Genomic DNA, 9,437 nt, shown 5'->3' on the forward strand with positions numbered 1-9,437 from the left:
AATAGGCAACGCTGCGCGCCAGCTCGATGCGGCCATTCGCCACCGCGAGCGCTTCACGCGCCACGAGCATCGGCACCAGCGCAGGCGCCGCGACGCTATAGGCAACGGTTCCGGTCGCACCGATGAAGCCCAGGATCGCCAGCAGCGGCAGCGTCAGCGCGTGCGCCGCCAGCAGGAACAGAACGCCCAATAGCGCCAGTACCCGCAAGCCTTCCGCCATGGCCATCATGGTTCGCCGCGACCGGTGATCGGCCCAGACGCCGAGCGGGATCGACAATAGCAGGAACGGCAGCGTCTGCGCTGTCTGCAGGAGACCGGTCTCGCCGGCTGTGGCGCCAAGCGCCAGCACGGCGATGATCGGCGCGCTCGCCAGGCTGGTCTGCTCGGCCGACTGAGCGGCGAGATTCGACCAGGCCAGACGCCGGAACGCGGCAGGCAGGCGATTCGCAGGGCGAAGAATAGTGGGGATCATTGGCATGCTCCATCGTTTGATGCATCTTCGCGGAGACTGGCCAGGGCAGACACCCCGTTTCTTGCCATGCAATCTGCAGGTGAGCAAGGTGTCGGCGGCATCAAAAAAACCCGCCGTGCCCGCCCATGCTCGGTATACTCCTGAACACGCTTCCCCCTGCCTGCAGACCCTTCATCGTGTCCAATTCCTCCGCGCGCAAGACCGCCGCGCAAAAGCCGGCCGCTGCCGAGTACGATTTCACCGAACAGGTCGGGCACCTGCTGCGCCGCGCCTACCAGCGCCACGTGGCGATCTTCCAGCAGACCATTGCCGATTCGCAGCTGACCGCGGCGCAGTTCGTGGTGATGTGCGCGGTCAACGACCGCGGCTCGTGCTCGCTCAGCGAGATCGTGCGCGCCACCGCCATCGACCAGGCCACCGTGCGCGGCATCATCGAGCGGCTCAAGGCACGCGCGCTGGTGGCGGTCTCGCACGATCCCAACGACCGCCGCAAGGTGGTGGTCACGGTGACGCCGGCCGGCCTGGCGCTGATCGAGGAAACGGTGCCGTTCGCACACCGCATCTCGGAGCAGACCTTTGGCGACCTCAATCCCGCCGAACGGGTGGCGATCACCTACCTGCTGCGCAAGATGAGCGAGTTCGACGACCGCGACGGCGCGCCGGAGGGCGCGTCCGACTGACGTCTCCGGCGCACGTGCGAAACCGCCCGATGGCATTTCGCCGCACTCAGGCGGGTGCCCGGCTCTCCCCCGCCAGCGCGGCGCGCACGGTTTCCGGCGTGAATGGCGCGCGCCGCAGCCGCACGCCCGTGGCATCGAAGACCGCATTGGCGATGGCCGGCGCGCCCGGCAGCGAGGCGGATTCGCCCGCGCCCATCGGCGCTTCGTGCTGGCGCGGCATCAGCACCACCTCGATGGGCGGCAATTCGGGAAAGGCCAGCAGCGGGTAGCTGCCCCACTCGCGGCAGGCCACGCCCGCGGCGTCGAAGCGCACCTGCTCCTTGAGCACGCGGCCGAGGGCCTGCACCACATTGCCCTGCACCTGGTGGCGCACGCCGTCGGGATTGACCATCATGCCGGTGTCCTGTGCCACCACCAGCCGCTCCACGGCGATCTCGCCGGTGTCGGGCGCCACCGCCAGGTCCACCACCCACGCTGCCCAGGCTGCGCCGAAGCCCGGGAATCTGCTGTGGATATAGCGGGCGTAGGCCACGCCGCGCCCGCGCAGCAGCCCGTCCGGCCCCGGCGTGCCGCGCGTACCGCGCGCGCCTTCGCGCCAGCCCGCGCGCGCGGCCAGTGCGCGCAGCAGGTCGGTGGCGCGCTCGTCGGGCAGGTGGCGCAGGCGAAAGGCCAGCGGATCGGCGCCGGCCTCATGCGCGAGCTCGTCGATAAAGCTCTCATGCGCGAATACGTTGGGCAGGGCCGAAACGCCGCGCAGCCACGAGGCGCGCACAATGGCGGGCGTGTCGTCGCAGCCGATGCGCGTGTTCGCGTAGCGGTAGGGCGGCACCGCGGTGCGATCGCCCATCTGCAGCGTGCGCGGTGCGTTGCCGGTCACGCCGGTCAGCAACAGCGCCAGCGTGGGCGCGTCGTTGGACGGATAGCGGCTGACGAAGTCATAGGCGAGCAATGCGCCGCCGGGGCCGATGGCGCCGCGTACGTCCATCAGTTGCGCCGCCCCCTTGGGCTCCCAGAGGTGTTCCTGCTCGCGGGTCAGTTGCACGCGCACCGGCCGCCCCACCGCGCGCGACAGCAGCACGGCATCGGCGCAGGCGTCATCCGCGCAATTGCGGCCGTAGCAGCCGGCGGCTTCCATCCGCACGATCTCGATGCGGCCTTCGTCCAGGCCGGTCAGGCGTGCCAGGTCGATGCGCAGCACATGCGGGTTCTGCGTGCCGGACCAGACGGTCAGGCCGTCGCCGCGGTAATCGGCCACGGCGCAGGAGGGACCGATGGAAGCGTGCATCTGGTAGGGCCAGGCATAGCTGCGTGACAAGGCCCGGCCCGCGCTGCCCGCGGCGTCGAAGACAGCCTGCGCATCGCCATCGTCCAGCAACGCGCGCCGTGTCGCCGGATTGGCGCGCAGCACGGCTTCGGCGGCGTCGGGGCCGTTCAGGTCGGGCAGGGGCGGCACCGGCTTCCAGTCCACCCGCAGGCGGCGTGCCGCCTGCATGGCCTGTTCCTCGCGCTGCGCCACCACGCCGACAAAATCGCCCTGCACCACGATGTCGACCACGCCGCGCACGTCGCGCACCGAGGCGCGGTCCACGCCGCGCAGGCTGGTGCCGACAAAGTCGCCGCTATCGCGGCCCGCGTAGGGCGGACGCACCACCCGGCCATGCAGCATGCCGGGCACGCGCACATCGTGCACGAAGGTGAGCTGCGCGGTGGCCTTGGCGGGAATGTCCACGCGCGGCGCGGCAGCGCCCACCACGCGATATGCGGCGACCGGCTTGGTGGCGACATGGTCGGCCAGCGGCAACTCGACATGTTCGCCCGCCAGCAGCTCGCCATAGGCCAGGCCCCGGCCTGGGTCGCCGCGCACGCGCAGGCAGCCGTCCTCGGCCACCAGCGCCGGCACGGGTACGCCGAGACGCTGCGCGGCGCGCTCGCGCAGCCACGCCATGGCCTGCGCCGCCGCGCGCCGCAGCGGCAGCGCCGAGATCTGGATGGTGGCGCTGGCGATGGTGGGCCCCTGATTGGGGGTCGCCTCGGTATGGCCCAGTGTCATGGTCACGCGTGCTGCCGGCACATCGAGTTCCTCGGCCACGATCTGCGCCAGCGAAGTGCCGATGCCCGTGCCCAGGTCGACATGGCCGTTGAAGGCCAGGATCTCGCCGCTATCGCGCACCGCGACGAAGATATCCGGCTGCGCGCCAACGTAGTCCGAGGCCGCGCCAGGCTGCCCGGGCGCCGGACGCGGCGCCGCCTGCGGCGCGCGTGTCACCAGCAGCACGCCGCGCGCGCGCAGCAACGCGTCGCGCAGCGAGCCCGGCGAAAGCGGCAGCGATGAAGGAGGGGATGCGGACTGCGACGCGATGCCGGGATTGGTTTCCATACGCTCCATGGTTCGGTTGCCCACGCGGGCGGGCCGCCGGATTCCGGGGCCGCCCGCCGTGGCCGTTATACTGCCAGCCTTGAACAGCATGGCAAGTCGAATTCAACGATATGAGCACCCCGACCGCTAAGAAGAGCGCGGCAGCCGGCACCCGGGCCCGGCAAGCTCAGGACACCCGCGCCAAGATCCTCAAGGCGGCGATCAAGGTCTTTGCCCTGCGCGGCTACGAAGGCGGACGCGTGGAGAAAATCTCCTCGCTCGCCAAGACCTACGACCGCATGATCTACTACTACTTCGGCAGCAAGGAAAAGCTGTTCGTCGAAGTGCTCGAGACCATCTACCTCCAGCTCAACGAGGCCGAGCAGGCGCTGAAGCTCGACGCCGGGGATCCGGTACGCGCGCTCACCCAGCTGGTGGACTTTGTCTGGGGCTATTACCTGGCGCATCCGGAATTCGTCGCCATCCTGTCCAGCGAGAACATGAGCCAGGGCAAGCATGCGAAGAAGTCCGGCCGGCTCCGGGAAATCTCCAGCTATGCCCTGTCCGTGCTGGACGGCATCCTGGCGCGCGGAAAGGCCGCCGGGTCGTTCCAGCCCGATGCGCAGGCACGCGATATCTACCTGGTGATCGCATCGCTGGGTTATTTCTACAACTCGAATCATCATACGCTCAGCGCTTTCCTGGGCGAGCCGATGATGAGCAAGCCGGCGCTGGAGCACTGGCGCAATATGATCCAGCGTACGGTGCTGAGCACGGTGTGCCTGCCGGATGCCGTACCCGCCGCGCTGGCGGATGCCGGCGCCGCGCAACTGGCGCAGGCTGCGGCGAGCGCCGCAACGAAGAAAGCGGCGCGCGCCAAACGCGCGTAGCGTCTTCACGGGGCCGGGGCTAGGCGGCGCGCGCCAGCATCGCCAGCGCCTCGTCGCGCGGCATCACGGTGGCGTACTTCTGCGCCATGTCGAACAGGTTGGCATGGTGCGGCCCGATGGCGCGATCGCCCACGCAATCGGACAGCACCAGCGGCCGGAATCCCAGCGACATCGCATCGACCACGCTGGCGCGCACGCAGCCGCTGGTCACGCAACCCGCCACCAGCAATGTCCGCACGCCGCGCTGCGTGAGCCACGCCGCCAGCGAAGTGCCGAAGAAGGCCGAGGGCACGGTCTTGCGCACCACCAGTTCCCCCGCGCGCGGCGCCAGTTGCGGCACGATCGCGCTGTCGTGGCTGTCTTCCTTCAGGCCCAGCATGCCGGGCACCTTCAGCGTGAAGATATTGTGGTCGCTGTCGTCGTCGGCAAACACGATACGGCTGTGCGCCACCGGCCAGCCCTGCGCGCGCGCCGTGGCCAGCAGCGGCCCGGTGTTGGCGATGGCCTCGGTGATATTGCCGCCGCCGAAGACCTCCGGATTGGCGAAACCGTTGACGAAATCGATGATCAGCAGCCCGTAGGGCGCCTTGGGCTCCAGCGTGGCGCCGAAGCCCTGGCGCTGGTAGGTCCTGGCTTCTTCATGCATCGGCGGCTCCATTCGCTGCTTGCCGGTCTTGCGGGATTTGCCGGGTCTGCTGGATTTGCTGGTATTCGCGATCCAGTACCTTGCCGTTTTCCACCACCGCCTCGCCATCGAGCCGCACGGTGCAATGCCGCACCGGGATATCGATATGGCAGGCCGTGGTGCGGCTGCCGCCGGCTTCGTTGTTCGGGCCGAAGGAGCACAGGAAATTGCCCTCGAAGGCGCGCGCATCCATGCCGATGGTGGCCTCCCGGTCGTACATGGCGAGGGTCGACCAGCGCGCGCGCGGCTGCAGGCCCCAGCCGATATGCGACATGGCGTAGGCCTCGGGATCGTTGAACGATGCCATGTAGTCGCTCAGCAGCTCGGCATCCAGTCCGCCTTCGATGCGGGTGACGTAGCCCTTGTCCACCGTGATGCCGATCGGCTCCTGCAGATAGGTTTTCATCGGCAGCAGGATGTCGCCGCGGTCCAGCACGATGCGCCCGCTGGTGCCGCCTTCGTCTGGCCAGGTCAGCACGAAGCCGCTCGGCCAGTGGTCCCAGCGCCCGGGCTCGTCGACGAAGCCGTACTCGCTGATGGCGGGAAACTCGCCGAGCGCGCAGCGCAGGTCGGTGCCGGCAGCGGACGTGACGTGCATCTGCTTCGCACGCGCCAGCCGCGCGGTAGCGGCCTTGACGCGCGCACGGTCGCCTTCCGTGGGCACCAGCCGCACCAGCACTTCGGGAGGCTCCACCGCCAGCAGGATCCTGGTGCCGCCGCGGAGGATCTCGTGCTGCTCGGGGGAGAACAGCAGCGTCATCAGGTCCAGCACCAGGTCGCTGGCCTTGAGCGCGGCGATGGCGGCCGGGTTGCCGGTCAGCGGCGTGGTGCCGAGATAGGCCAGCGCGTCGCGGCTCAGCGCCTTCTCCCCATTGACCGGCGGCAGGTCGAGCCGGTTGACGATGGCGCCCATCGAGGCCGCGGCCACCTGCGCGGTGCGCAGCGTTTGCGGATGGGTGGCGGCGCCGGTCAGCACCGTGACGGTCTGTCCGGGCTGCAGCCTGGACAGCGTGAGCACCTGGCGCCAGGCCTGGGTCAGGTCGTGATCGCTTACTGGCATGTTCTCTCCTTGATCGTTGCGTTGGCGGCGTTCGCGGCGGGCGCGGCTCAGGCGGCGGCCTGGTCCCGCAGCAGCGGCACACCGAGGAAATCGCCGAAGGCGCGGTAGAAGCCGGCCTCGTCGTCCCACGGGATCATGTGGCCGGCATCGGGCACGCGCGCCACCTGCACCGCCGGCAGCAAGCCGCGAATCTCCTCGATGTCCTCGGCGCGGACCACGTCGCCGCGGCCGGCCACCATCAGCAGCGCGGGCACCCGCAGCGACGGCAGGTCCGCGTGGATGTCATCCCGGTGGAAGTCGTCAAAGCTCTGCACGATGGCCCGCTCGTCGCAGGTGTGCAGCCACTCGGCGCGCAGGCGCAGTTGGGCCTCGGTCCAGGTCGGGCAGAAGCGGCGCATGCCCTCGGCGTCGATGCCCTGCCGCGCAAGGCGGATGGAATCCACATACCAGGACAGCTGCGACGGATAAGCACGGCGGCCCGGGCCGGAGACCGGCGGGTCCACCATCACCAGCCGCGTCAGCCCGGCCGGCGTGCCGCGCGCGGCACGGATGCCGATGCGCGCGCCCATGGAATGGCCGACGATGGCGTAGCGCGCCAGGCCGAGCGCCCGGGCCACGGCGGTGACATCCGCCGCCTGCGCGTCCAGGCCGTAGTCGAGCGTGTCGCCCGCCTCGGACAAGCCGCGCCCGCGCACGTCCAGGATGTAGGTGTCGAAGTGCTTGCCGAACTGTTCGCCGACAAAGCCCCAGGTCACGGCCGGGCTGGTGATGCCCGGCACGATCACCACCGCGTCGCGCGCCTCGCGCCCGCCGGCGTTGCCGCCATAACGCAGGTAGTGCTGGCGGATGCCATTGGCGAACACATTGCCGCCGTGGAGAAATTCGCTCATTGCTGGCTCCCTTCCGTTTTTGCTTGCGTTTTCGCGCGTGCCGATGCCGGCATCAGTAGGCACCCGACAGCAGCGCGCCCGCGCCTGGCACCACGGGCTCCAGGTCGAGTTGCCTGAGGATGGCGTAGGTGGTGGCGATGGAGGCGGTGATCACGGGCTTGCCGGTCATCGCTTCCACCTTGGCCACGGCGGGCAGGGAGGGCATCTGCACGCAGGCGGACAGCACGATGGCGTCGACGTCCGCGGTGTTCATCTGCGCGACGATGCCGGGCAGCCTGGCGGGATCATGGCGGCCCACTTCGAGGTTGTCGGGGATCTCCAGCGCGCGCCAGTCCACCACTTCGTAGCCTTCGTTGCGGATATAGTCCACCACCAGTTCGGTCAGCGGCTTCATGTACGGCGCGACCACGGCGATGCGCCTGGCGCCGATCACCTTGAGCGCGTCCACCAGCGCGCCGGCGCTGGTGATCACCGGCGCGTCCGCCCCATTGGCCGCGGTATGGGCCTGCAGGCGCTTCTCGGAAACGCGGTGATAGCCATGGCCCATGGCCATGATGGCCACCAGGCAGGCGTAGCCCAGCACATCGACGCGGGCGTCGCTGAGCTCCAGCGCGCAGCGGTCGGATTCGGCGTCCATGGCCGCCAGCTCTTCCTTGACCACCCTCTTCATGCGCATGCGGCTGGAATGGAAGGTGAAGCGTTCGGGGCGCACCTGCTGGCGCGCGGCCAGCATCGCCGGGATCTCGGTTTCCATCGTGGTGTTCGAGCTCGGCACGATCTGGCCGATACGGAAGACTTTCTGCACTGTCGACTCCATCATCCATCTGTTTGTCCACCCGCCCAGGCACCCGCTTTCGTGGCGACCGCCTTGCACGGCTAGCCCGAGCGCCTCTCCGGCGTCGGTGCTCTGCGAATTATTGTAGTGTACACATTCTATTTCCACAACAAGGCGACGCAGCGCGCGACTCGCACTGTTTCAGTGCCCACTTAATGAACAAATCCATTAAATAGGGCTTTTTATCACTATATTTTGGCAATGTATCGATACTGTCATTTTGACGTAAGGGTTTTCCATAGGGCTGCATTGTCATTGGTTTACAAGCATTTTTATGATGTGTACACTCAATTCACCGATCGGCCAGACGGCCTGTTCAGACCCACATCACACCGCCAGGAGAAATATCGTGCAAGGCAAACCACGGATCGCAGTGATCGGCGCCGGACTGGGAGGGACGGTCGCGGCCGCCCTGCTGCAACGCGCCGGATTCCAAGTCAGGCTGTATGAGCAGGCACCCGCGTTCTCGCGCCTGGGCGCGGGCATCCACGTGGGGCCCAATGTGATGAAGATCATGCGCAGGATCGGCCTGGAAGACGCGCTCAACGCCATGGGCTGCCATCCGGACTACTGGTACAGCCGCGACTGGCAGACCGGCGAAGTGATTGCGCAGATTCCGCTCGGCGACTACGCGGTGTCGCACTACGGCGCCAGCTACCTGACTGTGCACCGCGGCGATTTCCACGCCCTGCTGACCGAAGCGGTCGCCCCCGGCACGCTGCTGTTCGACAAGAAGCTGGCCAGCGTGGAGGATCTTGGCCATGTGGTGCGCCTGCGCTTTGCCGATGGCTCGGTGGACGAGGCCGATATCGTGATCGGCGCCGATGGCGTGAACTCCCGCATCCGCGAAACCCTGCTGGGGGCGGAGCCCCCCAAGTACACCGGCTATGTGGCGCACCGCGCCGTGTTCCCGATCTCGCGCGTCAAGGGCTTCACGCATGACCGCTGCACCAAGTGGTGGTCCGACGATCGCCACATGATGGTCTACTTCGACACCGGCAAGCTCGACGAGATCTACTACGTGACCGGCGTGCCCGAGCCCACCTGGGACATGAGCAAGAGCTGGCTGCCCAGCAGCATCGAGGAAATGCGCGCCGCCTTCGACGGCTGGCACCAGGGCGTGCAGTCGCTGATCGAAGGCACGGTGGAGGTGACCAAGTGGCCGTTGCTGGAGCGCGATCCGCTGCCGGTGTGGAGCCGCGGGCGCCTGGTGCTGCTGGGCGATGCCTGCCACCCGATGAAGCCGCACATGGCGCAGGGCGCGGCCATGGCCATCGAGGACGCCGCCATGCTGACGCGCTGCCTGGAGCAGACCGGGCTGTCGGACTTCGGCAGCGCCTTCTCGCTGTACGAGGCCAACCGCGCCGAACGCGCCAGCAAGGTGCAACTGGTTTCGCACAACAACACCTGGCTGCGCACCAACGAAAACCCCGACTGGTGCTTCGGCTACGATGTGTTCAGCGTGCCGCTGGCGCAAGCAGGGCGCGTGGCCGTCGCCGCCTGAGCCACGTCCCAGCCAGACCGCCAGGCGCCCCGAGGCTCCGGCGGCCTATGCCGCGGAAGCGGGTA

Annotated in this window: 9 protein-coding genes; 3 read left to right on the forward strand and 6 right to left on the reverse strand. The window is 68.3% G+C overall.

Translation table 11 applies throughout. From position 1 onward, the window contains the following. Positions 1-472 (reverse strand): MFS transporter (locus P3W85_RS01360; protein ID WP_276263451.1); only part of this gene is annotated, 472 nt, incomplete at its 3' end. Positions 473-648: 176 nt separating this feature from the next. Between P3W85_RS01360 and P3W85_RS01365 the strand changes: the two genes are divergently transcribed. Then, the gene (locus P3W85_RS01365) at positions 649-1,152 is read left to right on the forward strand and encodes a MarR family winged helix-turn-helix transcriptional regulator (RefSeq protein WP_017230697.1); all 504 of its coding nucleotides are present in this window, start codon (positions 649-651) and stop codon (positions 1,150-1,152) included. Positions 1,153-1,198: 46 nt separating this feature from the next. On the opposite strand, the gene P3W85_RS01370 is transcribed toward P3W85_RS01365, so the two are convergent. Further along, positions 1,199-3,529, reverse strand: coding sequence for a xanthine dehydrogenase family protein molybdopterin-binding subunit (locus P3W85_RS01370; protein WP_276263452.1), 2,331 nt, complete (start codon positions 3,527-3,529; stop codon positions 1,199-1,201). A 110-nt stretch (positions 3,530-3,639) separates the two neighbouring features. Here P3W85_RS01370 and P3W85_RS01375 point away from each other — a divergent pair, with 110 nt between their 5' ends. Continuing rightward, positions 3,640-4,398 (forward strand): TetR/AcrR family transcriptional regulator, encoded by a 759-nt coding sequence (locus tag P3W85_RS01375; RefSeq protein ID WP_276263453.1) that lies wholly within the window; start codon positions 3,640-3,642, stop codon positions 4,396-4,398. A 19-nt stretch (positions 4,399-4,417) separates the two neighbouring features. On the opposite strand, the gene P3W85_RS01380 is transcribed toward P3W85_RS01375, so the two are convergent. The 4 genes from P3W85_RS01380 to P3W85_RS01395 are packed head-to-tail and all read right to left on the reverse strand — an operon-like array spanning position 4,418 to position 7,787. Then, entirely contained in the window at positions 4,418-5,044 is a 627-nt protein-coding gene (locus P3W85_RS01380; protein WP_017230328.1) for an N-carbamoylsarcosine amidohydrolase, read from the reverse strand. Then, entirely contained in the window at positions 5,037-6,143 is a 1,107-nt protein-coding gene (locus P3W85_RS01385) for a 2,5-dihydroxypyridine 5,6-dioxygenase (RefSeq protein ID WP_276263454.1), read from the reverse strand. The genes P3W85_RS01380 and P3W85_RS01385 overlap by 8 nt, the downstream gene beginning before the upstream one ends. Before the next feature lie 47 nt (positions 6,144-6,190). Then, entirely contained in the window at positions 6,191-7,033 is an 843-nt protein-coding gene (locus tag P3W85_RS01390) for an alpha/beta fold hydrolase (protein WP_276263455.1), read from the reverse strand. 52 nt (positions 7,034-7,085) lie between these two features. Beyond that, positions 7,086-7,787 carry a maleate cis-trans isomerase family protein gene (locus P3W85_RS01395; protein ID WP_276263457.1) on the reverse strand — a complete coding sequence of 234 codons (702 nt, stop codon included), beginning with the start codon at positions 7,785-7,787 and terminating at the stop codon, positions 7,086-7,088. 430 nt (positions 7,788-8,217) lie between these two features. Here P3W85_RS01395 and P3W85_RS01400 point away from each other — a divergent pair, with 430 nt between their 5' ends. Beyond that, on the forward strand, positions 8,218-9,372 hold the full coding sequence (locus tag P3W85_RS01400; protein ID WP_276263456.1) for an FAD-dependent monooxygenase: 1,155 nt from the start codon (positions 8,218-8,220) through the stop codon (positions 9,370-9,372). Positions 9,373-9,437 lie beyond the last annotated feature (65 nt).

Source organism: Cupriavidus basilensis (assembly GCF_029335485.1).
Taxonomy (GTDB): Bacteria; Pseudomonadota; Gammaproteobacteria; order Burkholderiales; family Burkholderiaceae; genus Cupriavidus; species Cupriavidus basilensis_E.

What these genes read in the sequence shown, in the direction of transcription:
- P3W85_RS01370 (WP_276263452.1), bottom strand. Translation starts at nt 3,529, where the DNA reads ATGGAAACCAATCCCGGCATCGCGTCGCAGTCCGCATCCCCTCCTTCA.
- P3W85_RS01375 (WP_276263453.1), top strand. Translation starts at nt 3,640, where the DNA reads ATGAGCACCCCGACCGCTAAGAAGAGCGCGGCAGCCGGCACCCGGGCC.
- P3W85_RS01380 (WP_017230328.1), bottom strand. Translation starts at nt 5,044, where the DNA reads ATGCATGAAGAAGCCAGGACCTACCAGCGCCAGGGCTTCGGCGCCACG.
- P3W85_RS01385 (WP_276263454.1), bottom strand. Translation starts at nt 6,143, where the DNA reads ATGCCAGTAAGCGATCACGACCTGACCCAGGCCTGGCGCCAGGTGCTC.
- P3W85_RS01390 (WP_276263455.1), bottom strand. Translation starts at nt 7,033, where the DNA reads ATGAGCGAATTTCTCCACGGCGGCAATGTGTTCGCCAATGGCATCCGC.
- P3W85_RS01395 (WP_276263457.1), bottom strand. Translation starts at nt 7,787, where the DNA reads ATGGAAACCGAGATCCCGGCGATGCTGGCCGCGCGCCAGCAGGTGCGC.